Origin of the sequence: Thermocoleostomius sinensis A174, from assembly GCF_026802175.1 — a bacterium.
Classification (GTDB): domain Bacteria; phylum Cyanobacteriota; class Cyanobacteriia; order Elainellales; family Elainellaceae; genus Thermocoleostomius; species Thermocoleostomius sinensis.
Genome location: NZ_CP113797.1, coordinates 3,813,022 through 3,837,083, shown reverse-complemented (window position 1 = coordinate 3,837,083; position 24,062 = coordinate 3,813,022). Strand labels below are relative to the sequence as shown.

The 24,062-nt window shown below is 47.6% G+C and carries 19 protein-coding genes and 2 pseudogenes; 12 read left to right on the top strand and 9 right to left on the bottom strand.

The genetic code is table 11. The features are described 5' to 3' along the window. Positions 1-101: 101 nt before the first annotated feature. Positions 102-485: a RidA family protein gene (locus OXH18_RS16630; protein ID WP_268608227.1), complete on the bottom strand. Its 384-nt coding sequence runs from the start codon at positions 483-485 to the stop codon at positions 102-104. A 228-nt stretch (positions 486-713) separates the two neighbouring features. Here OXH18_RS16630 and OXH18_RS16625 point away from each other — a divergent pair, with 228 nt between their 5' ends. Further along, positions 714-2,108, top strand: a complete 1,395-nt coding sequence (locus OXH18_RS16625) for an amidohydrolase (protein WP_268608226.1) — start codon at positions 714-716, stop codon at positions 2,106-2,108. Between the two features lie 309 nt (positions 2,109-2,417). Then, positions 2,418-3,581, top strand: coding sequence for an NDP-sugar synthase (locus OXH18_RS16620; protein WP_268608225.1), 1,164 nt, complete (start codon positions 2,418-2,420; stop codon positions 3,579-3,581). Positions 3,582-3,947: 366 nt separating this feature from the next. On the opposite strand, the gene OXH18_RS16615 is transcribed toward OXH18_RS16620, so the two are convergent. Then, a complete protein-coding gene (locus OXH18_RS16615) occupies positions 3,948-4,793 on the bottom strand; it encodes a threonine/serine exporter family protein (protein WP_268608224.1) in 846 nt (281 codons plus the stop codon). 451 nt (positions 4,794-5,244) lie between these two features. Here OXH18_RS16615 and OXH18_RS16610 point away from each other — a divergent pair, with 451 nt between their 5' ends. The 6 genes and pseudogenes from OXH18_RS16610 (at position 5,245) to OXH18_RS16585 (ending at position 11,762) form a co-directional block, all read left to right on the top strand. Then, a complete protein-coding gene (locus OXH18_RS16610; protein WP_268608223.1) occupies positions 5,245-5,682 on the top strand; it encodes a ChaB family protein in 438 nt (145 codons plus the stop codon). 412 nt (positions 5,683-6,094) lie between these two features. After that, a complete protein-coding gene (locus OXH18_RS16605; RefSeq protein ID WP_268608222.1) occupies positions 6,095-6,256 on the top strand; it encodes a metallothionein in 162 nt (53 codons plus the stop codon). Positions 6,257-6,643: 387 nt separating this feature from the next. Beyond that, complete coding sequence (locus OXH18_RS16600) at positions 6,644-7,177, top strand: shikimate kinase (RefSeq protein WP_315874744.1); 534 nt, start codon at positions 6,644-6,646, stop codon at positions 7,175-7,177. Positions 7,178-7,456: 279 nt separating this feature from the next. Continuing rightward, a complete protein-coding gene (locus OXH18_RS16595; RefSeq protein ID WP_268608220.1) occupies positions 7,457-10,069 on the top strand; it encodes a DNA polymerase III subunit alpha in 2,613 nt (870 codons plus the stop codon). A gap of 138 nt (positions 10,070-10,207) precedes the next feature. Next, positions 10,208-10,360: pseudogene (locus OXH18_RS16590) on the top strand (Uma2 family endonuclease); the annotation flags it as partial. A 46-nt stretch (positions 10,361-10,406) separates the two neighbouring features. After that, positions 10,407-11,762: a helix-hairpin-helix domain-containing protein gene (locus OXH18_RS16585; RefSeq protein ID WP_268608218.1), complete on the top strand. Its 1,356-nt coding sequence runs from the start codon at positions 10,407-10,409 to the stop codon at positions 11,760-11,762. 121 nt (positions 11,763-11,883) lie between these two features. Here OXH18_RS16585 and OXH18_RS16580 read toward each other — a convergent pair whose 3' ends face one another. After that, positions 11,884-13,161 carry an ATP-grasp domain-containing protein gene (locus tag OXH18_RS16580; RefSeq protein ID WP_268608217.1) on the bottom strand — a complete coding sequence of 426 codons (1,278 nt, stop codon included), beginning with the start codon at positions 13,159-13,161 and terminating at the stop codon, positions 11,884-11,886. Between the two features lie 207 nt (positions 13,162-13,368). After that, positions 13,369-13,878, bottom strand: coding sequence for a superoxide dismutase family protein (locus tag OXH18_RS16575; protein ID WP_268608216.1), 510 nt, complete (start codon positions 13,876-13,878; stop codon positions 13,369-13,371). A gap of 457 nt (positions 13,879-14,335) precedes the next feature. Here OXH18_RS16575 and cobA point away from each other — a divergent pair, with 457 nt between their 5' ends. Both cobA and coaE read left to right on the top strand, forming a co-directional pair. Then, positions 14,336-16,006 carry a uroporphyrinogen-III C-methyltransferase gene (cobA, locus tag OXH18_RS16570; RefSeq protein ID WP_268608215.1) on the top strand — a complete coding sequence of 557 codons (1,671 nt, stop codon included), beginning with the start codon at positions 14,336-14,338 and terminating at the stop codon, positions 16,004-16,006. A gap of 124 nt (positions 16,007-16,130) precedes the next feature. Next, complete coding sequence (gene coaE / locus OXH18_RS16565; protein ID WP_315874743.1) at positions 16,131-16,709, top strand: dephospho-CoA kinase; 579 nt, start codon at positions 16,131-16,133, stop codon at positions 16,707-16,709. Positions 16,710-16,766: 57 nt separating this feature from the next. Here coaE and OXH18_RS16560 read toward each other — a convergent pair whose 3' ends face one another. Then, complete coding sequence (locus OXH18_RS16560; RefSeq protein WP_268608213.1) at positions 16,767-17,864, bottom strand: hypothetical protein; 1,098 nt, start codon at positions 17,862-17,864, stop codon at positions 16,767-16,769. A gap of 351 nt (positions 17,865-18,215) precedes the next feature. Here OXH18_RS16560 and OXH18_RS16555 point away from each other — a divergent pair, with 351 nt between their 5' ends. Further along, positions 18,216-20,366, top strand: coding sequence for a polyribonucleotide nucleotidyltransferase (locus OXH18_RS16555; RefSeq protein WP_268608212.1), 2,151 nt, complete (start codon positions 18,216-18,218; stop codon positions 20,364-20,366). A 454-nt stretch (positions 20,367-20,820) separates the two neighbouring features. Then, positions 20,821-21,771 (top strand): cobalamin-binding protein, encoded by a 951-nt coding sequence (locus OXH18_RS16550; protein WP_315874742.1) that lies wholly within the window; start codon positions 20,821-20,823, stop codon positions 21,769-21,771. Positions 21,772-21,860: 89 nt separating this feature from the next. Here the strand turns inward: OXH18_RS16550 and OXH18_RS16545 are convergent, their stop codons facing one another. From OXH18_RS16545 to OXH18_RS25555, 4 genes and pseudogenes are all read right to left on the bottom strand, one after another. Then, positions 21,861-22,379 (bottom strand): hypothetical protein, encoded by a 519-nt coding sequence (locus tag OXH18_RS16545; RefSeq protein ID WP_268608210.1) that lies wholly within the window; start codon positions 22,377-22,379, stop codon positions 21,861-21,863. A gap of 147 nt (positions 22,380-22,526) precedes the next feature. Further along, positions 22,527-22,799, bottom strand: a complete 273-nt coding sequence (locus tag OXH18_RS16540) for a hypothetical protein (RefSeq protein WP_268608208.1) — start codon at positions 22,797-22,799, stop codon at positions 22,527-22,529. A gap of 182 nt (positions 22,800-22,981) precedes the next feature. Continuing rightward, entirely contained in the window at positions 22,982-23,494 is a 513-nt protein-coding gene (gene fldA, locus OXH18_RS16535; RefSeq protein WP_268608206.1) for a flavodoxin FldA, read from the bottom strand. Positions 23,495-23,648: 154 nt separating this feature from the next. Further along, positions 23,649-23,834: pseudogene (locus OXH18_RS25555) on the bottom strand (hypothetical protein); the annotation flags it as partial. Positions 23,835-24,062 lie beyond the last annotated feature (228 nt).

The following is a 24,062-nucleotide window of genomic DNA, read 5'->3' as shown; positions in this document are numbered from 1 at the left end:
GGTTGGGGAATGAGGGGCGAAAATATATTAGTCAACCAATCAGTCAACCAGGTGGATGAGTATTTCCCAACTTCATAATCCCAACTCCCAATCCCTAATCCCTAATCCCCACAATACACAATCAGATCGATCTCAATGTCTCCCAAACCTGCCAAGCCCGTAATGCCAATCGTTGTGCGGCTAGGCAGTTCATCGGAATGGAAGTAGGAGGCATAAATTTGATTAACGGTCTGAATAAAACGAATGTCGGTGAGGAAAATCCGAGCCATCGTGACGCGATTGAAACTAGTTCCAGCATGATCTAAAACGCGCTTCAGGTTATCCATGACCTGGCGAGTTTGATCTTCAATACTTCCCCGGACGATCGCTCCAGTTTGTGGATCTTGAGCCAATTGCCCGGTGACAAACAGAAAATCTCCGGCGCGTACAGCATGACAATAGGGAGAAACTAAAGGCATGTCAGGTAATGTAATACGTTCAAACACGATTTCTCTCCAACTTGATATGTTCTATTGATGGAAAAGTGATGATAAATCTCAATTGAGTTAACACTTACCATTGATAAACATTGATGATTTCTCTAGGGTGAATGTTTACCACAAATGGCTACTCAGATGACTACCATAAAAAAGCATTCATTCACCTTAAAAATCCTTTATTGTGAAAAGAATCAGTTGATCAATCATCAGATATAACCAGACATAAGGTGTTGTGTGGTATTTACGATACAAAATGCCCTAGTCTTAACCGATCAGGGATATAAGACGCTAGATGTTCAAGTTGAAGCCGATCGAATCACCGCGATTGGTGTCAATTTACCGATCGCTGGAGACACCATCGATGGACAAAATAAGCTGCTCTTGCCAGGGTTTGTCAATGCTCATACGCATTCACCAGAATTTTGGCAACGCGGGCGCATTCCGCCATTACCGCTAGAGCTATGGTTGTTTGAGCTATATAGCCCGAAGTTATTGCAGTCGGAACAGATATACCTAAGTGCGCTGGGCACAGCCGTAGAAACGCTGCTATCAGGTGGAACGACGATCGTGGATCACTTGTTGTTACTTCCTGGTCGCGAACGAGAAACGATTGACGCCGCTGTGCGGGCCTATCAACAGGTGGGAATTCGAGCATTTGTCGCGCCCTTAGTGCATGACCAGTCTCTCCCCACTAGCCTGCCTTCTAATGGCACCGCGCCAGATCCCCAGCGCCAAACCAAAGCTGTGCTAGATCTGCTAGAGGAAGCCATCTTAATGCACCATTGCCCCGATCGCGGCATCAATCTCGTCATATCACCGACAGGGCTTCAGCTTTGCAGTGATGTACTCGTGCAAAAAGGCGTTGAATTGAGCGAACGCTACCAGCTTTGCCGTCATACGCACTTACTGGAAACGAGAGCACAACAGATCTTGGCTCAGGAGAAATATGGCTGTAGCGCGGTAGAACATCTCAAGCGTCTTGAGTTTTTGGGGCCACACACATCTCTGGCACATTGCGTTTGGCTTGATGATGCAGAGATTGATATTCTAGCCGCTACAGGAGCAACAGTGGTTCATAACCCGTTGAGCAATTTGCGCTTAGGTAGTGGCATTGCTCCTATTTTGAAATTTCGTCAAGCGGGGGTGAATGTGTGTTTTGGCTGTGATGGTTCTGCTAGCAACGATGCCCAAGATGTTTTGGAAGCTATCAAAATCGGCACAATCCTCCACAACATCACCGACTCAGACTATCGCCACTGGATTACGCCTCACGAAGCGGTACAGATGGCTAGTATTGGCGGGGCAAAGGGGTTAGGGTTAGAGCAGCAGATGGGGTGCATTGCGATCGGGCAAAAAGCCGATTTTGTGCTATATGACTTAACGAGTCTCTCGCTGCTTCCTCAAACTGATCCCGTTGGGCTGTTGGTTCTGGGGCGGCCAACCCAAGCAGTGGATAGTGTCTGGGTGAATGGTCAACGAATTGTTGCCGATGGCAAGATTCAAACCGTAGATGTGACTATGCTAAAACAAGAACTGTTGAGGTACAGCCAACCCCCTCAGCAATACTCAACCACCAGCGTTGTGGATGTAGAACAGCACTATCGATCGGTCATGGGATTGTCAACGTAACCCTTCACTCATAAGCTGAAATCAGTCATTATGAAAGGATGAATCAAAAAAACTGATTTAACTGCTGATTGTAGAAGTTTGTGGAATCCGCTCGTTGGGAATCTTTCTGATAGAGCAGGAAGTTTGCGTTAAAATCTTCCGTAATTTTACTTAAGTATAGATTCTGCAAATTTTTTCACAAAATCAAGATTTTATCTTGGTTATCTTCACAGTTCGTGGAAAATTGGAGAGTGTTTTCTCACAATTGCTCACGCATTCGTGATTCATGCCTATTGTGTTTTCATCTCAGGTACAGAGGGATAGAAGTTTATGAAAGCCATGATTCTGGCAGCCGGTAAGGGGACTCGCGTTCGTCCCATCACCTACACCATCCCTAAACCCATGATTCCAATTTTGCAGAAGCCTGTTATGGAATTTCTGCTGGAACTGTTGCGGCAGCACGGATTTGACGAAATTATGGTTAACGTCAGCCACTTGGCTAACGAAATTGAGAACTATTTTCGAGATGGACAGCGGTTTGGGGTGAAAATTGCCTACTCGTTTGAAGGAAATATTGTGGATGGCGAATTGGTGGGCAAGGCGCTAGGCTCTGCTGGTGGAATGCGCCGCATTCAGGACTTTTATCCATTCTTTGATGACACGTTTATCGTGCTCTGTGGAGACGCGCTCATTGATCTAGACTTAACCAAGGCTGTAGAGTGGCATCGCAGTAAAGGGGCGATCGCGACGGTGGTGATGAAATCGGTGCCGCGTGATCAAGTGTCTAGCTATGGTGTAGTCGTGACGGATGAAGAAGGACGTATCAAAGCGTTCCAAGAAAAACCCTCCATAGACGAAGCCCTCAGCACCGACATCAATACTGGAATTTATATCTTTGAACCCGAGGTGTTCGATTATATTCCTTCAGGCGTAGAATATGACATCGGTGGACAACTGTTTCCTAAACTCGTAGAAATGGGTGCACCGTTCTACGGAGTCTCAATGGACTTTGAATGGGTCGATATTGGGAAAGTGCCCGACTACTGGCAAGCAATTCGCGATGTATTGCTGGGCAAGGTCAAAAATGTACCCATTCCGGGTAAGGAAGTAGCCCCAGGAATCTATACGGGGCTAAATGTTGTGGTGAACTGGGACAAAGTAGACATTCGTGGGCCGGTTTATATTGGCGCGATGACTCGCATCGAGGATGGTGCCACAATTATTGGCCCATCGATGATTGGGCCAAGCTGCCACATTTGCAGCAACGCCACCGTGGACAACAGTGTCATTTTTGAATATTCGCGGTTAGGCCCAGGCGTGCGCTTGGTTGATAAGCTGGTTTTTGGTCGTTATTGTGTAGACAAAACCGGAGCGGCGATCGATGTGCAAGCGGCAGCGTTAGATTGGCTGATTACGGATGCCCGTAAGACCGATCCCGGTGTGCCTCCAGATGAACATCGGGTGATTGCCGAATTGCTCAGTAACGGTCGGTAAGATAGTGTTTCAAACCTGGTGATATCTCTTGATGACCCCTATCCTCTCCCTGCCTAAGGGGACGGCGACCGTCGGGGGAACAGAAGCCACATATCGGAAACGCTATGAAACGCTATGAAACGTCATCGTTGGTGATGTTGTCAGTTCCTTATCCCTGAGCAATAGGGGAGTGCAGATTTGTGTGGTGTCAGGGCACGGCGATCGGGCCCTGATTTTTCCTATATTTCCACTTTCTGAGCCAACTCGATGGATTGATCGAACCAAACTAGGAGGATTGTCTACTGAGTGCGCTACTTAGCGTTGTGATGCCGGTTGACGGCATGAACTTGTCCTTCTGTAGCCAACTGCTTGCTGCAAATTAAGCGGCTATAGAATCGATAGTCCAATCAAGGGAACAACTAGCAAAATGCCGATCGCGACACTGAACATGACAATCAGAGCATGAGCAATCCGCGCCATGCCAGAGCTTAAATCAAAGCGCACTAAGTCTAAAGCCGCTGTCACCAGCGGCATTCCTGGTACCAAAAACAGCACGGTTGCCAGAAACCCCGCCTGGGTGTTCTCTGGTGTCCAGCCAATGAGCGCGACCCCCTGCATGATGAGATGGCAGACAACCGTAGCAATAGCGGCACAGGGAATTGTGACAGCGATGAGATTGAGGTGGCTTTGCTGAAGGTAACTGCGAACGGTTTGCCCCACACCCGCCCCCCCAGCGGCAGCCAGCCACTCGATTGCGTCACCCTGATTCAGCACCGCAAAGCACCCACACGCAACTGCAACCAAGACGATTCTCAAGGGGTTGGGATAGAGTAGGGGTGCCGCTTCAATTTGATCAAGAATTTGGCAAACGGTGTCTGCCGTCGTGTGAGGCGGGATGGTTTGCGACAACCGTTCTACTGCACTGAGGCGATTCATATCTGCTCCTACATTTTTAACGCGAGCGATTTGCGTATAGTGCTGATTGTTGCAGTGAACAGAAGCCATGATGCCCGTCAGGGTGACAAACGCATCCAACCGATCGGCCCCCAATGCTTTCGCCGATCGGTGCATGGCTTGCTCTACCCGAAAACTGACCGTGCCACTGCGCAACATTAATATCCCAATCCGCATGATGGCTTGCATAACGTCGGCTAGATCAGTTGCCCCCAACGGGCTAGCCAAGGATTCTTCAGCCGTTGATGGTTCACGCTCAGGTTGCGATCGAGGAGACATAACGTCGATCTACTTTTTCTACAAAGATTACCACTGTATGTAATGATGTCGTGCAGCCCTAAACACAACCGTTCGCAATTCTACGGTCATTGATCTCCTATGTTAATCTCCCATTGTGCAAGAAGAGGCGCGATTGATTCTATCGCAAACCTCTTCAGGAAAGACGTGATGTCTTTCAAGCCAAGGGAGAAGAAAGAAAAAGCGCATGATCTAATCAAGTAACTTTTTTAGTTAACACTGTTGTCATAGATGTAGTCTTAAATTGTGAATCAATCAGTGAAGCATCTATGTCTTTTGACTGAGATAGTAATACGCTATTTTGAATTGAGCATCACATCGTAATTGAACACAATTTTTCATTCTTTCATTAGACAGAGGTGAAGTAATTGAACTAGAACTAACATAAACTTCAACACATAAATCATATAAAGCCTTGAAAGGAATTTATACCATGACAGCGAATTCTTCTGGTTCTGGTCAAGCACAAACTAATCAGACTGATCACGATCGGCAAGACCAAACGATTGGTTTTGAAGATCAGGTAGAGCAACGCCAAAAAGCTTCTCAAGATCAGCAGGCAACGGATAACTCTCCACCAAACATGCAGGCAGATGAGTCAAACATGGCCCGTCAGGAAAGCAGTAATGCTTTAACGATGGATACATTACCTCAAGACGTGAAAGAGGTTTTACCCGAAGAAGCGCAGCGCCTTTTCCTAGCGGCTTATAACAGCATCATGGCAAGCAATAATGATGAACAGACTGCCGCACAGGTTGCTTGGCAGACGATCGAACTGAATGAGCATTATCAGCGGGGAGAAGACGGCAAGTGGCGTCGATTGCCAGATAATGCTGGAATGCACACCCCCATCCATGAAACCTCTCCGTAGTGGACTCCGATGAACAATGTGAATCACAATATATTGGCTCGTAACTTATTGGCTCACAAAATGTTCTAGAGACCATCAGCGTTAACAAACGTTCGTTCTGCATTAGAAGGCAATTTGCAGATTGCCTTCTATTTTTGTCAATAGTCCGGACACTTTTGTGCAAAACGCTCTCATCCCCTAACCCCTGCTCTCCAAAAGGACCAAGGGGAGCCGAATTGGAGTTTCTCTGCCATGTTGAGAGAGGGATTGAGGGTGAGGGTCGAAATTTGCGACGTGGCAAGGGTTTTCAACATCTACACAAAAACGGTCCGAAGGGTTGTTCTATGTAGCAACAATACAATTTACTATATCTGAATGTATGTTCATATGTTATAGTAATGGAGATGAACTGAATTTACCAAGGAGTAACACCATGACAACGGTGACTCAAATGAAGTGTGCCTGCGAACCCTGTCTGTGTGTCGTCAATCTCAGTGATGCGATCGAAAAAGACGGTAAGCACTATTGCAGCGAAGCCTGTGCTAATGGTCATCAAAGTGGCGACGGTTGTGGTCACTCAGGTTGTGGATGTTAGGGACTCGATCGAAGGTTGATTGGTGCTGTCAATAAATATTCATCGGTTCAGGCGGTGAATATTTATTGGTGCACTGATGAAGCCTGCCGATTGAGTACGCTAACTGCCGAGCGTGAGATTGGGGGGCATGACCGGGCAAAGTTGATGCTGTCTAATTGGCTGAATTGACCCCGATCGCTCCCTTTTCATGTTTCGGCATTACTGCATTCAAGTCGGAGTTGCCCTTCAGCCATGTCCACGGTTCAATTCTCCAGATTAAGCAAAAGGCAGTCGGAGTCAGTACAATAAGTCCAAGCGCAAGTGCACTGGTACTGAGCGGCAGCTGTGATTAGGGACGGTGTTTTGTCAAGTAATCTTCTTCAGGGACTCAACCTTTACCTCATTGGCATGATGGGGTCGGGAAAATCAACGGTTGGAAAAATTTTAGCTACGCAGTTGGGATATCACTTCTTTGATACAGATGCGGTGATTGAGCAAGCGGCTGAGCAGTCGATCGCTGACATCTTTACCAATTTGGGCGAGCCTACCTTCCGCGAACTAGAATCTCAAGTTTTGGCTGAACTATCTGCCTATACAAAGCTAGTCATTGCTACGGGCGGTGGCATTGTTCTGCAACAAATGAACTGGAGCTATTTACGGCATGGATTAATTGTTTGGCTGGATGTTGGTGTTGATCAGCTTTCTCAACGGTTGAGCCACGATCGCACTCGTCCCTTGCTGGCTGGCGACAATCCTCGGCAGAAACTAACAGACTTGCTACACCAGCGACAGTCCCTCTATGCCCAAGCCGATCTCCACATTCACGTAGAAGACCAGGAGTCGCCTACCCAAGTTGCCGATCGCATCCTGTCGCAAATTCCTTCAGTCCTCAAAGCCACGATCGCATCTTCCGAGCAAGCCTCACAAAGCTGGAAAAACTAAGGCCCATCCCTTGTCGTTAAGACCTGCGTTATACTCAGGCCAGTGGTTGTTCGTCTGCTTTATCCCGGTAAGCATTGCTGGGTCATAGTCACATTTCGTCACGCCTTGTGATCTCACTGTATCCTGCCATAATGTTGTCTGTTCGACGGCGTCCTGACCTCTATTGAAAGCTTGAAATCTTCGTCAGTTACATTTAGCGTCAAAGATTAAAAAACGCTAGATATAGTGAGCAAAATCGGTTAATCTAATCTCAACCCTACGTGTGGTGTGAGAGAGTCTATGTCCTTTGTCGGTTTACATACCCATAGTGACTACAGTTTGCTGGATGGAGCCAGTCAGCTACCAGAACTAGTTGATCGCGTGATTGAGTTAGGAATGCCTGCGATTGCCCTCACAGATCATGGCGTCATGTATGGAGCGATCGAACTACTAAAGGTATGCAAAGCCAAAGGCGTGAAGCCGATCATCGGCAACGAAATGTATGTCATCAACGGCGATATCACCAAGCAAGAACGCCGCCCTCGCTACCATCAAATTGTCTTAGCCAAAACCACCCAAGGCTACAAGAACTTGGTTAAACTCACCACAATCTCGCATTTGCAAGGAATACAAGGGCGGGGTATTTTTTCGCGCCCCTGCATTAATAAAGAGTATTTGGAAAAATACCACGAAGGGTTAATCGTTACGAGTGGTTGTCGAGCCGGAGAAGTACCGCAGGCGATTTTGCAAGGCCGCCCTGATATTGCCCGACAGCGAGCGCAGTGGTACAAAGACTTGTTCGGTGAGGATTATTATTTAGAAATTCAAGATCACGGTTATGTAGAAGACCGGATTATCAATGTGGAACTGGTCAATATTGCTCGCGAACTAGAGATCAAAATCATTGCCACCAATGATTCTCACTTCACCTCTTGCTACGACGTAGAAGCCCACGATGCCTTGCTCTGTATTCAAACGGGCAAGCTAATTGTAGAAGAACAACGGTTGCGCTATAGCGGCACTGAGTTTCTGAAATCGGCAGAGGAAATGCGCTATCTCTTCCGCGATCACCTAACGGATGACGTAATTGAAGAGGCGATCGCCACCACGCTAGAAGTGGCTGAAAAAATCGAACCCTACGAAATTCTTGGCTCTCCGCGCATTCCCGACTATCCAGTGCCTGACGGCTTTACCGTATCTACCTACTTGGAAGAAATGACGCGACAAGGACTGGTTGAGCGCTTCGAGTTGCAATCTTACGATGATGTCGAGCCTGTTTATAAAGAGCGGTTAGATTATGAGTTGCAAATGATGCACCAGATGGGCTTTGATGCCTATTTTCTGGTGGTGTGGGATTACATTAAATTTGCCCGCGATCGAGGGATTCCTGTAGGTCCAGGACGGGGTTCAGCCGCTGGGTCACTGGTGGCCTATGCATTGCGGATTACCAATATTGATCCGGTGCATCACGGTCTGCTGTTCGAGCGCTTCCTCAACCCCGAACGGAAATCAATGCCGGATATTGACACTGACTTTTGCATCGATCGTCGCGATGAAGTGATCCAATACGTTACAGAAAAATACGGAACCGATCGCGTGGCGCAAATCATTACCTATAACCGCATGACCTCGAAAGCGGTGCTGAAAGATGTAGCGCGGGTGCTGGACATTCCCTATGCAGAGTCCGATCGGATGGCGAAGATGATTCCGGTGGTGCGCGGCAAACCCACCAAGCTCAAGGTAATGATCTCAGAGCAAACTCCGGCTCCCGAGTTTAAGGAGAAATATGAAAACGATCCCAAGGTGCGGCATTGGATTGACATGGCTATGCGGATCGAGGGCACCAACAAAAGTGTGGGGATTCACGCGGCAGGGGTGGTGATTTCGGCTGAGCGACTGGATGAAATTGTGCCCCTGCAACGTAACGCGGATGGAGCCGTATTTACGCAATATTACATGGAAGATATTGAAGCTCTGGGTCTATTAAAAATGGACTTCTTGGGGCTAAAGAACCTGACGATGATTCAAAAAACGGTGGAGTTAATCGCCCAAACCCATCAGGTGACGATCGATCTAGATCATTTGCCAATGGATGATTCAAAGGCGTATCAACTGTTAGCCAAGGGAGAACTGGAAGGCATCTTTCAGTTAGAATCTTCAGGAATGCGGCAAATTGTCCGCGATCTCAAACCCTCTGGGTTAGAAGATATCTCGTCAGTGCTAGCTTTGTATCGACCCGGCCCGCTAGATGCTGGACTAATTCCCAAGTTCATCAACCGCAAACACGGGCTTGAAAAGATTGAATATGACCACGATTTGTTAAAGTCAATCCTGAGTGAAACCTACGGAATCATGGTCTATCAAGAGCAAATCATGAAGATTGCTCAAGATATGGGTGGCTATTCCTTAGGACAGGCCGATCTGCTGCGGCGGGCGATGGGTAAGAAAAAGAAAGAGGAGATGGAAAAGCACCAAAGTATTTTTGTCGAAGGTGCAAAAAAGACTGGTGTTCCTCCGAAAGTGGCGGCAAATTTATTTGAGCAAATGGTCAAGTTTGCCGAGTATTGCCTCAGTTACGAAACTGAAATTCTCACTGTTGAATACGGAGCCTTACCGATCGGAAAAATTGTGGAACAGCAGATCAACTGTGCCGTTTACAGTGTGGATGCCAATGGATTTATCTATGCTCAACCGATCGCTCAATGGCACGATCGCGGTAAGCAAGAACTGTTTGAATATTTATTAGAAGATGGTTCCATCATTCAGGCAACCAAAGATCATCGATTTATGACAATAGAGGGAGAAATGCTGCCAATCGATGAAATTTTCAATCGCGGTTTAGACTTAAAGCAAATAGAGGTTCGATCGCCCATCTCTGGTAGTTTTGTTAAACCACTTGCATCCAGTTGTTAACATTGCTCTGGGTTAAGCTCGCCTTTCACCAATTCATTAAGTAAGTCTCTGCAACAATGGGTGTAGCAACGCATGAAGGAGTCGGAGAAAGATATGAAAAGTTCCTTTGTTCTGGCGCTTGATCCGGTAATAAAACTAATGGGTTGGCTAATTGATCCCAAAAATCGACAGGTTGAGATTTATCGATCGCAACGCCCCACTGAAACGCTCGATAATCCCAAATTCTTGTCAGGAGAAGACATTCTACCTGGTTTTGTGTTGAATATGCAGTCTGTTTTTCAATCACTTTAAGTTCATTATTCAAGTTAAAATTTGAGTGCTTTAGAGGTAAAGAATAATGGTAAAAATTGTCGATCGCAAATCACTTGGCATTCAACCTGTTTATGATATTGGGGTTGAATCGATCGACCATAATTTTTTATTAGCCAACGGACTGGTTGCCTCTAATTGTTTCAACAAATCGCACTCCACCGCTTACGGCTATGTCACCTATCAAACTGCCTATTTAAAAGCCCACTATCCGGTGGAATATATGGCGGCCCTGCTCACCGCCAACAAAGGCGATCAAGACAAGGTGCAGCGCTACATTGCCACCTGCTTGAATATGGGCATCACTGTGGAGCCACCGGATATCAATCGCTCGGGGGTGGATTTTACGCCGTTGTCGGGCAGTATTTTGTTTGGGCTATCAGCAGTACGCAATGTGGGCGAGGGAGCCGTGGAGAATATCCTCAAAGCACGGGATGAAGGCGGCCCGTTTAAGTCGCTTGCGGATTTGTGCGATCGCATTGACCCTCGTACCGTCAATCGTCGTGCTCTGGAAGCCTTAATCCAGTGTGGGGCGCTTGATGGCATTGCCCCTAACCGCAATCAATTAATTCATGATCTGGAATTGGTATTGGACTGGGCCCAATCGCGAGCTAAAGACCGGGAAATTGGACAAGGCAATTTGTTCGACATGATGTTTGGTAGCGACACAACCACCACCAATACTGGAACGAGTGGCTTTGAGAGTGCTCCTAAAGCTGCCCCTGTTGCTGATTTACCGCCACCTGAAAAACTCAAACTTGAGAAGGAATTGTTGGGTTTCTATATTTCCGATCATCCTTTAAAGGCAGTGCAACACGCAGCAAAAGTATTAGCTCCCATTAACATCGGGGATCTAGATAATAAACCGGATAACGTAACGTTGAGTGCGATCGTTATGATCAGTAGCATCAAGCCCGTTGTCACTAAAAAAGGCGATCGAATGGCGGTGTTGCAAATTGAAGACCTGACTGGACAAGCTGATGCAGTGGTGTTCCCCAAATCCTTTGAGCGCATTGGTCACTATCTGCAAGTTGATCAACGCCTGATGATTTGGGGCAAAGTCGATCGCCGCGACGATCGGGCACAATTTATCATTGATGATGTGGAACCGATTGATGATGTGCGCATGGTAATGGTAGAGATTGCACCAGACATTGCCAGAGACATCACCAAACAACATCGTCTTCGAACGGTATTACTTGAACAACGTGGTGAAGAAGACACGGGTAAAGTCCCTGTCTTAGCAGTGATCAACGGCGGCAATCGGCGAGAAATTGTCCGGTTTGGTGCTCAGTTTCGTGTGCGCGATCATCAGTCTACGGTAAATGCCTTATTACGGGAAGGGTTTCAAGCCAAAACTTCATTTCTGACGAGAGCCAACTAAAAAAGAGAGCCAACTATAGAATTTTTTCGGTACGTCAATGATCTTGTGAGTCCATTCAAGTGATGCAAAATGATGCAAAGTACCACATTAGTGGCACAGGCGGTTTCCAGTTGCCAGCGACTCACCAGTTTGTCAAATGCAAACCTTGAGTGTATAAATTTCGCTCGATCTGTTGCATGTCCTCTCGAGTTTCTCCAGTTACTATGCCGTAGATTTCAGTGTAGATTTTACCGTATTTCACTTTTTCCAGGGCTGAAAGAATGAGAAAATCTTTGCGATCGAGATGGAATTTGAGGGTAGTCAGAATTTCGTCTAATGTTCCCTCCATTCGGTAACTACTAGAGTATTTGGCGATCGCTTTGTTGAGTTTCAACAATTGATGGCGCTGTAAACACAGGGGGGTTGAGCCGTTGATGCGGAAGTTGGCGTCGATTGCATAGAGTTGTTCATCTTGATCTTCTAATACATCAAAACCAATGACACCAAAATATCCCTGTTGATGGGCATAACGCCCCACCGCTGTAATCATTCCCAGAAACTTGCTTAGATCATTGTTATAGTCAACTAAACCACCTAAATAATTACCCGCTGCATCAACCAGTTGTTGAGTGACACCAATTAATGCAATATCGCCATTCTGATTTACATAAAATTGTACACAGTAATTATTAATTTCATTCTTGACGAACTCTGAGACAATAATTGTTTTTAGTAGATGAATGTCCAAATATTTTTTCAGTTCTTCTAGACAGTAGTTAAGATCGCCAGTATTGCGGATGATATAGGTTCCTTCACCGGAAAGACCATGCGAGGTTTTAATCAAGTAGGGAAAGTGTTGAGGAAGCTGAAGTTGGTTGAGCGTCACCTGATCCAAATGGTAGGTCTGATAGTTTGGACAAGGCACTCCCAATTCGTTTAATGTGGCCTTGCTCAGCAATCGATAATGCGTATTTGGATCAATCGCGTGTTTTTCGGGTCGCAATTGGTCAAATGGGAACAGCGTAATCACTTGATCGATGCGATCGCTCTGGTTGAGGTCATCTAAATACGTTGAACAATCCATGATCTCCAGATGAGGATAGCAAAAGCCAAAAGAATCTCGCCAATATTGCAACAACAACGCTTGTGGTGAACGAATGACCACACCTGGTAGCGCGTCTCCTAATACCGCCAAATTTTTCCAGGGTTCTTTCTGACAAACTTTGTCAAACGATGTTTTGGTCGCCTCACTACTACCATCTTGGAGAAAATAACGTTGCGTATTGGGATAGGCTGCCCAACTGGCTGTCGCTGGATAATTTAGGATCAGGGCAACGCGCTTATCCGCAATATCTTGAGTAAACAGATCAGACAAGGAATTTCCCTGAAAGAATTGAAAGTCCGGCAGAGAAGTCGTCATTGACTATTGAGATGGAGATGTAATTTATACCATAGCACTCTACCAAATCCTGGTTGACTCACCAATCACCAAATTTCACAAATAGATAGATTATTTTATACCGAAAAAGGAGATGATTTGGAGAGAGATTGAAAAACTAATTGAAGATGAAAGCGATGACAGAATCAAAATAGCTTGAAGAAACCAAAAGCTCGATTCTTGAAATGCTCAATTAGCTGAGGTCAGTATAATCGTGCCGCAACCTGGTCTTCCCCCTGCGTTGCCGGTTGGCTGACCGAAATCATCTGGTTTCTCATGCACAATCATGGCACGTCCTGCCACCGAATATTTTCCTTGAGTGAGGCTCAACCCTGAAACCGTAGCGGTGTAAGTGGCTTTGCCATCGCTATTCACCCTAACATTCCCCAAATCTCCAGCATGAGCATTACTGAAGCCATCGCTGAGCAGATACCCGTGCTTGACTCGATCGGGATTATAGTGTCCCCCTGCGGCATTGCCTGCATCTGCACAACTCCCAAACTCATGAATATGAAATCCATGTTCACCAGGCGGAGCTTCTAAATCGAGAGTAATTTGCAATCCTGCTTCGGTATCTTGCAATTTTGCAATGCCAGAAACAGCACTAGTTTCACTCGTTCCTTGAAACATCACTTGCCCGGTGGCTGCCAATGCAGCGAGTTGAACAGGACCGATCGCCGCCCCCTCCGCAAGGAACATAACAGCGCCACCAATCAAAACGATGAGGCAACCAGCAATTGCCTTCGTTATTCCTGGAAAAATACGGCAGAAAGAAGACCGAAGCAAGGAGATAAGTGGCATGGGGGCAGTATAGAGAAGACTCTCTAATTTTACTGGGTAGCGTTGTCAAACCGATCGATTTCTGTTCAGATGCTCAAGAATTGAGACTGAGAACGAATTCTCTGTGAGGTTAACTATGAGGTTAACTATGAGGTTAACTATGATGCCCTCCCAACCTCTCTCTCCCAAGGGGAGGCGCCACCGGCAGTGGGGTGAACTCTATGCAGCATGACAAAGAATGAGGATGAGAACGAATTCTTTTTAAACTCAGCCATGCTTTTCTTCAGTCGTTTCTATTCCTACTAACGTTGAGCGGTTTGTTCAAACAACTGCAAAACGCTATAGTGAGAGGCTGTAAGGACAGACCGCCTTCGCAATGACACGTGGCAATGGCAAAGTTTATCTAGTTGGGTCAGGGCCTGGTAGCGTGGACTACTTGACCATGCGGGGGTACCAGTTGCTCACTCAGGCGGATGTATTGATATACGATGCGCTGGTCGATGAGGCGCTGTTACAATGGGTTCCTGAATCGTGTTCCAAACTTGATGTAGGCAAACGCGGCGGCAAACCCAGCCCACCTCAAGCTGAAATCAATCGGCTGCTAGTGCTGTACTGCCAGCGGGGACGGCAGGTAGTGCGCTTAAAGAGTGGCGATCCGTTCATCTTTGGACGTTGTGTTGCAGAAATTGAGGCGTTAGTTGCAGCCGAGTGTGACTTTGAAGTAGTGCCAGGAATTTCGTCCGCGTTAGCGGCGCCATTGCTAGCCGGGATTCCTCTCACTGATCCGGTGCTCAGCCGCTGCTTTGCGGTGCTCACTGCCCATGACGCTGCTGCCTTAAATTGGCAAAGTTTGGCTGTTTTGGAAACCCTCGTGATTCTCATGGGAGCGAAGCAATTAGCGGTGATTGTAGACCAACTACAACGCCATGGCCGATCGCCTCAAACTCCAATCGCGGTCATCCGCTGGGCTGGACAACCCCACCAACAGATTTGGACAGGCACGTTAGAAACGATCGTGCAGCAAACTAGCCGTCAAGCCTTATCCCCCTGTGTAATTGTGATTGGAGAAGTGGTAAGACTGCGTCCCTATCTTCAGCCCATACGCTCCCAGACAGCACACGCTCCGCTTGAGTTCTCGCAAACAGTACTCGCTCCACCCAATCGTTCCCAATCCCATGTCGCGGATTTGTCCCTGTCCTCACCTTTGTCTGCTTTCACCTTACCTGCTACGCCTATGTCCTCGAAGCCACTCACTGGCAAAACTATCTTAGTCACCCGTGCCGCCGGGCAATCGAGCCAATTTAGCACGTTATTGCAAGAGCAAGGAGCCAGGGTTATTGAAATGCCGACCCTGGAAATTACCCCACCTTCAAGTTGGCAGTCTCTCGATCGCGCCATTGAGTCGCTCGATCGGTTTGATTGGCTGATTTTGACCTCGACAAACGGCGTCGATTATTTCTTTCAACGCCTCGTTGAGCAGGGAAAAGACGCCCGAGCACTTGCCGGGATCAAAATTGCAGTGGTGGGTAAGAAAACAGCCGCTAGCCTAACACAGCATGGACTGCAACCAGATTTCATTCCGCCTAATTTTGTGGCAGATTCGCTAGTAGACCATTTTCCAGAGCGCGATCGCTTGCCAACACTCAACATTTTGTTTCCCCGGGTAGAATCGGGCGGTCGGGATGTCTTAGTGCGAGAACTGACCAACCAAGGGGCTAATGTGGTGGAGGTGGCGGCTTACGAGTCTGGATGTGCCCAGCAAATGACTGCCGAAACAATCGCTGCATTGCAACAACAGACGATCGATATCATTACCTTTGCTAGTTCTAAAACGGTGCAATGTTTCTATCACCTGCTGCAACAGGAAGCTAGCCAAGGGCGTCCCCTTCTGCCTCTTGCAGAGACGATGTGTGTTGCGTCGATCGGTCCCCAAACCTCGGATGCATGTCGAGAATGGCTGAATCGGGTTGATGTTGAAGCCGGAGAGTACACTCTAGAAGGATTAGTTCAAGCTATTGTAAAGTGGGTAAATCAGGTGGGTGAGTAGGTGGGTGACGGTGCTTAACTTATAGAAATAGAGCGGCAACGAGGGCAACTTGACACAGCATTTTCAGCCGGAGCAAGCGACGAAAAAACCACAACGCATTATCGGATTGACGGGTGGCGTAGGTATGGGTAAAACCACCGTTTCTAGCTATTTGGCAGAAACACACGGCCTGCCTATTCTAGATGCTGATGTGTATGCTCGCTCAGCCGTAGAACCCGGCTCGCAGGTACTGGCTGACATCATTGAGCGCTACGGTTCCAGCATTCTTCAATCGGATGGAACGCTCGATCGCCGTCGGTTGGGTGACATTGTATTCAACTGTTCCGCTGAGCGTTTTTGGCTAGAACAACGAATTCATCCCTATGTGCGCGATCGAATAGAAGCAGACTTACAAAAATTGGCTGCCCAAGCCCAAACAACGGTGGTGCTAGTAGTGCCGTTACTGTTCGAGGCACGTATGACGGATTTAGTCACCGAAATTTGGGTCGTTCGATCGCACGCCAACCAACAACGAAAGCGGTTAATGCAGCGTGATCAGCTAAATCTAGAGCAAATTCAAGCCCGCATTGACAGTCAAATGCCGATCGAGAAAAAAATTGCTCAAGCAGATGTAGTCATCAATAATTTTTCCAGCTTAGATAGCCTATTTCGTGAAATTGACCACGCCTTGTTGAAGCCAGTTCACGCTTGCAGAATGGACTAAGCTGAGGCAGTGGAACGGGGAGATGGGGAGATGGTTCCCTTTGCTTTCATCTTCATCTTAATCTGGCAATTGGTGCCATTGCACGATAATTGAGCCGTTGCCATCGAGAGTTGGAGCAATACTTATATATCCAAGAAACGCCTGACGACTCACTTCATAGACAGGGCCGCCTCCATACTCACCAATAGGCGATAGTTGAAATCCATTGGTTTGCAAGGTCTGCGTTAGCCGATCGACCAAAGCAATCGGTGCTGTGTCATTCACAGAGTATAGATTACGGATTTCTGGGCGAGGTTGATCGCTCACTAGGAAAAATTCTGGATAAGCAAATTGCACTATAGCAGCAGGAGCGTCTGTGCTCAATTGGCTTAAGCTAGCCTCCAGGTCTGCTTGTACGGTCCCTATTTGATCAATCTCTGTTTGGGTGACAGGTTCGGCCGCTAGCACGTAGGAGGTTCCACCCAAATCCGACGAAATGATACTGAGATATCGGGTGCGATCGTCTTTTGTCACGGTATACACTTGTCGCCCTGTTTCTTCTAAGTCGTCCCGAGAACTCACGGTATAGCCCTGTTGCCTCAGTTGCTCTCTCAAGGCTTGACTCACTTGCCGAAAATTACCGCTGACCTGCCGACACCCCTCTGGTGCTTGGTTGCCACAAGCAGTGGACTCCAGCAAATGAGGAAAATTTGTAAAAGGAGCTACGATTTGATTTTGTGGGGGTGGCAGCGACGGCGTTGGAGAGGGAGAAGATAAATCTGGATCTGCCTCTACTTGGGGTTCCTCTACTTGGGATTCAGAACTAACTAAAGGCGTTGGCTCGGCGGTGGGTGCGGGCGCAGGAATTGGCGTAGGAATTGGGGGCGGGACCGGGGTTGGTGTAGGGGTTAGTGTAGGGGTTGGTGCAGGGGTTGGTGTGGGCATCGGCGAGGCATCGGCCACCGTAGGAAATGGGGTTGGCTCTGCTGGCAGCGGCGTGAGACTGATAGCAGCTTCTTCCATCTCAATCGAGTCATCCGCGTCTGATTCAGTGCTGCGATCGGGCAACAGCGGTAGCAACAGCACTAGGGCATGTAGCCCCAGTGAGAGAAACAACGCCGGACGAATAAACCAGCGAATGATGGGAGGAAGCTGTTTGAAGTAAAGCCAAGCCACCGTGCGTTAACCAAGCCCTAGATGAGAACAACATTACTGTCACAAGAATCAAAATCATAATTGAAAATGATTCCTAGTTGAGTCTAAAGCTTTTTGGCCGCAATTGCTATTTTTATCGGGTTTACCAAGTCTGGTAATATGATTAAACTGAGGCACAATAAGGGTTATCGCTATTTCCTTGACATTGATAGTTGCATTGAAATCCACAAAAGCGTTAACTTTTGTTAAAAAATACAAAGATTGCTATCGAGGCTTGCAGCTATTGCGCGATCGATATCAGGACTGGAATATCGATGCTACGATTGCGACAGAAGAAGAAAAGAGGACGTTAATTTAAGGATAAACCGCTTCATGCTAGGAGAAATAGATAAGTCAATATCCGTTGATGGTAGGGATATTCGACTCAAAGTAGGTCTGCTTGCGCCTCAAGCAGGCGGTTCAGTATTGATTCAGTCTGAAAATACAGCCGTTTTGGTTACGGCAACTCGCGCACCTGCTAGAGAAGGGATCGATTTTCTGCCGCTAATTGTGGATTATGAAGAGAGGCTATATGCTGCCGGGCGCATTCCGGGAGGCTTCTTGCGGCGGGAAGGACGCCCTCCTGAGCGGGCTACGCTAACCAGTCGCTTGATCGATCGACCGTTGCGACCGCTGTTTCCCAGTTGGCTACGAGATGATATTCAAGTCGTGGCTACCACGTTGTCGTTGGATGAGCGCGTGCCGCCCGATGTTTTAGCTGTCACGGGAGCCTCTATTGCCGTGATGCTAGCCAAAATCCCCTTTCATGGCCCAATGGCAGCGGTGCGCGTTGGGTTGATTGGCGATGATTTTATCATTAACCCCACCTACGACGAAGTTGAACAGGGTGATCTGGATCTGGTTGTGGCTGGCTCGCCCGATGGTGTCATCATGGTAGAGGCAGGCGCGAATCAATTGCCCGAACAAGATATTATCGAAGCAATCGATTTTGGCTATGAAGTTGTGCGCGATTTGATTCAGGCTCAGCGCGACATGCTCAGCGAGTTGGGCATTACAGTGACTGAAGAAGCGCCGACCCCTCCTGAACCAATCCTAGAGAATTTCATCAGCGAACGGGTGACAGATTCGGTGAAGCAAATTCTGACCCGGTTTGAACTGACCAAGCCGGAACGCGACCAGGCGTTAGATGAGGTTAAAGCAACGCTGGAAGCAACGATCGCTGAATTGCCAGAAGATGACCCCATTCAAGAACTGGTTTCCTCCGATTCCAAGGCGTTGGATAACACCTACAAAAGCATCACCAAAAAACTGATGCGCAAGCAAATTATCGAGGAAGGGGTGCGCGTAGACGGGCGCAAACTGAATGAGGTGCGTCCCATTTCTTGCCGAACTGGAATCTTGCCGCCCCGAGTGCATGGCAGTGCCCTGTTCCAACGTGGACTCACCCAAGTGATGTCAGTCGTGACGCTGGGAACACCCGGTGAAGCCCAAGAGCTAGACGATCTGCATCCAGACGAAGAGAAACGGTACATGCATCACTACAATATGCCACCGTATTCAGTCGGAGAAACAAAACCGATGCGATCGCCTGGTCGGCGCGAAATTGGGCATGGCGCTTTGGCAGAACGGGCGTTGGTTCCTGTCATTCCTCCTAAAGAGAAATTTCCCTATGTGATTCGGGTGGTTTCAGAAGTTCTATCGTCCAATGGTTCAACTTCGATGGGGTCAGTTTGCGGTTCCACGTTGGCGTTGATGGATGCCGGGGTGCCGATCGAAAAACCAGTGAGTGGTGCAGCGATGGGGTTGATTAAAGAAGGAGAGGAAGTGCGAATTCTTACCGACATTCAAGGTATTGAAGACTTTTTGGGCGACATGGACTTCAAGGTGGCCGGTACGGATGGGGGAATCACTGCCTTGCAGATGGACATGAAAATTACCGGACTACCCATGAACATTGTGTCCGATGCCATCAATCAAGCGCGTCCGGCGCGAATGCACATCCTAGAAAAAATGCTGGCGGCAATTGATCAACCCCGCACGGAGTTATCTCCCTTTGCTCCACGTCTACTCACTATCAAGATTGATCCAGACTTAATTGGCTTAGTGATTGGGCCAGGTGGCAAAACCATCAAAGGTATTACTGAACAAACAGGAGCAAAGGTTGATATTGAAGACGACGGAACTGTGACAATTTCAGCCGTAGACGGCAGTAAGGCCAAACAAGCACGCGGCATCATTGAAGGCATGACCCGCAAACTGAATGCAGGCGATGTTTATGTGGGGCGCGTAACGCGGATTATTCCGATCGGGGCGTTTGTCGAGTTCTTGCCTGGCAAAGAAGGAATGATTCACATCTCGCAACTGGCCGACTATCGCGTTGGCAAAGTGGAAGATGAAGTAGCGATCGGCGATGAAGTGATTGTGAAAGTGCGAGAAATTGACAGTCGCGGTCGCATTAACCTCACTCGGCTGGGCATTCATCCTGATGAAGCTGCGGCAGCACGATCGGCGGTGACAACCTAGCATCGAGGACAGGAACTATAGAAATTTACGGCGTGGCTGAATTCACGTCAGAGTTGCCCTCATCCCCCACCTTGCTCCCTTCGGAAGCAGAGAGCCGGAGCGCTTCCCCGCTGGTTGAGAGGCTCGGGTGAGGGAGAGGCAGCCCGGTTCAGATCTCGATTCAGCAGCCATGCCATTTACAATCGGGGCAATTGCCCCATTTTTTATGTCAAGTTGTCAAGTTTCTATGTCAAGGCGGCAGGGTGTTGCCATTGTTTAACAGAGGTGGAGGAATCCTGTGCATCGCTCTCATCCTCAGCCCGGCTTCTAGCTTCCTATTGGGAAGAGGGGGGTTAGGAAGGTGAGGGAAAGATAGTTGCACATCCTCTATCCTGCGTTGGTTGATCTGATCGAAGTTTTGCTGCATGGTAGTGAAGAGGTAATTCCAGCCATAAGCATTGTGCAGGAGAGAATCATGCAAACGCCCGATCGACGAATTATTTCGCTGATTCCCAGTGCAACAGAAATTGTGGCATTTTTGGGACTCACCGAGTTGCTAGTTGGGCGCTCTCATGAGTGTGACTATCCCCCTGTCGTGCAGTCACTGCCAGTTTGCACGGCTCCTAAATTTAACCCTGAAGGAACAAGCCGCGAAATTCACGATCGCGTTACCGATCTCCTGCAATCCGCCCTTAGTGTGTACCAGGTGAAAACCGATGTGCTGGAAACTCTGCAACCGACCCATATTCTGACCCAAGCTCAGTGTGATGTATGCGCTGTTAGCTTGACGGATGTAGAACAAGCCGTTTCGACGCTGACTCATGCCTCTGTACAAATTCTCTCGCTTCAGCCCAATACCCTCATGGCTGTGTGGCAGGATGTAGAACGAGTGGCGTCTCTGTTCGGCGTCAGCGCGTTTGATTCCCTCACGGCTGTCAATCAACGGGTGGAGGCTTGCACAACGTTTACCGATCGTCTGGCTGAGTCCGATCGCCCCACTGTCGCCTGTATTGAATGGATCAATCCCTTGATGGCAGCGGGCAATTGGATCCCTGAATTGGTGCAATTAGCAGGAGGGATTAACCAATTTGGTATGATCGGGCAACATTCGCCTTGGTTGCAGTGGGATGATTTGGTGGCAGCCAATCCAGAGGTGATTGTGATTATGCCCTGTGGGTTTGATCTCGATCGGTCGCACCAGGAAGCCTTGCAGCTTTTACAGCACCCACAATGGTTGAGTTTGCAAGCCGTACAGTCCGAGCGAGTTTATGTCACCGATGGCAATCAGTACTTCAACCGACCAGGTCCGCGCTTGGTGAATTCGCTGGAAATTTTGGCTGAAATCTTGCATCCCAATCGATTTCAATTTGGATATAGCGGTACTGCCTACCGTCAGTTTGCCGCGAACCCTTTCGTGTTAATTTAATGGCTATTTCATTGAATGGCGAACGAAATCTTGATGAGCAGGAAATTGGAAGGGGGCTCAGTCGATCGCCCCCAAAAAATTGCTGCTAACTAAGAATTCATCTCGATTGCCTCTAGTTGCTGCAAGACATCTTCTACTTCCTGCGAAGAACGGCGTTGCTGAAGCGATGACCAACAATGCCCCTGGTTACTTGCTTGTAGGGTACCGGACTGTATCACCATTTGAGCAAACGATTGATTGCGCAATTGCCGCAGGGCATTGATACAGGGTAAACAGTCACAACCAAACAATGCCACTGCCGCATCACTTTCGGCCGCGCTGAAATCCATCATCGGATACTCAGTCGCTGCTTCAGTTGCGCCACTAATTGAGGCAATGAGAGAGCGATCGGTGATTGGAGCAAGGCTAACGGACGCTGGACGAGCAGACAGGTCAGTCGGCACAGCACAGAAGGTCTCCTTAACCACCGAAGCAGGAGTTGCCTGCGCAGGACGAGATAGCCCTAGCAGTAGCATCCCCGCACAGGCAGAAAGGGTCATAATGCTGAATCGAGTGCTAGAGAATGGTTTCGAGTTGATTGATCTCAAAGTTTCAACAGTGGAATACATTGGCATACTCCTTAAGAGACTCAAGCGAGTAAATGCAAGGTGCTGCGAACCTATAATAGATCGACTAAGCTATTTTGCTACGCAACCCGAATAAATTTACTTGTGGGCTTTTCTGTTTTATCAAACTTGAGTCAATAACAAGTGAGGTTATTGTCTGCCGGCTTTAGAGCAAGATTTAGAACAAGCAGTCCAGATTGCCGCAGGACGTTGAGACGTTGGCTCATAATCTAAACAATCGATCGCATCTTCCGTGAGGGCTTTAAACGGATGAACTGTACACTTTAAATGATACTCACCTGTGAAAAAAAGACAGCGGTGGCATGGAATCCGATGTAACTGCTTCAGTCGTTGAATTCCGTCTTGGTAAGCTGTACCTATAGCCCAAAACAGACCGACTAAGAGTAACCAAATTGCAGTCATGCAACATAATTCTGTGATTGCCTGGGTGATTTGAGCTGGCATACTACCATGATGATTGTGCTTAAACAGAAAAATGGCAATTCAGCATTGTTAACACGTAACAACAAAGCCGTTGAGATCCCCCTCTACCTTCGTTACAAGGGGGATCAACCGTCATCTAAACCTACAACAGATTACACTCTTTAAATTCCAAACTCATTTTTCAGTTGTGCCACCCAGGTTTTAATTCGCTCCTCGGTAAGCTCAGACTGGTTATCTTCGTCTAGCGCTAGTCCAACAAATTTGCCGCTTTTAACTGCCCTCGACTCGTTGAAATCGTAGCCGTCGATCGGCCAATGTCCAACTGTCGTTCCTCCTTGCTGTGAGATCTTCTCTTCCAAGATACCCATGGCATCCTGAAAATTGTCTGAATAGCCAATCTGATCGCCGGGACCAAAATACGCGACCTTCTTGCCACTGAAATCGATCGTGTCTAGCTCGTCATAGAAGCCTTCCCAGTCAGCTTGCAATTCTCCTACATTCCAGGTGGGACAACCAATAATCAAACAAGCGTAATCTGCAAAATCACTGGGGTCTGCACCTGAAATATCATGCAATTCCACAATATCATCACCACCAAATTCCTTTTGAATCATCTCGGCAATTGTTTCAGTGTTTCCAGTTTGAGTTCCAAAAAATAAACCTATCGCCGCCATAATGCCTCCCTATTTGCAGAAATTTAATCAAAGTAGCGCATCAAATTTTGTGCTATTTTAATTAGCTTATCCATTCAACTTATACTACGTGTAAAGTTCGTTTAATTCATCTAAAATCAATCTCATAGGTGCTCACGACCTGTCATCTATCTGCTACCTCCAAATCCTGCTGAGAGATTTCAAAGAGTGTAAAGGCTCCAGCCCAAAACGTGATTATGGACGCTTGGGCTACAGACATAGAAATAAACAATCCAGATAATTAGTTGTTAAGCTTAGCAAACCGGCCATTATCTGCCCACCAGTCGTACTTGACCTTCGGATTACGTGGGTTTGCATGAATGGTTCCTCATCATGAACAGTCGTCAGAGTGAATAGCAACGCTTCATAGTTCTCAGCGCTTTGGGTGTTTTAAGTCCTGCCACTGAGTTTTAATCCAGCGAGTGGTCTTCATAGGCGGCCGCACTTATTGCGAATCTTGTGCAATAAGCTCCTGTGTTGAAGTAAAGCATTAATTGCAAGTCTTTGTCATTAACTCAGAGTTAAATTTTGTAAAAATGGCGCGTTTTGT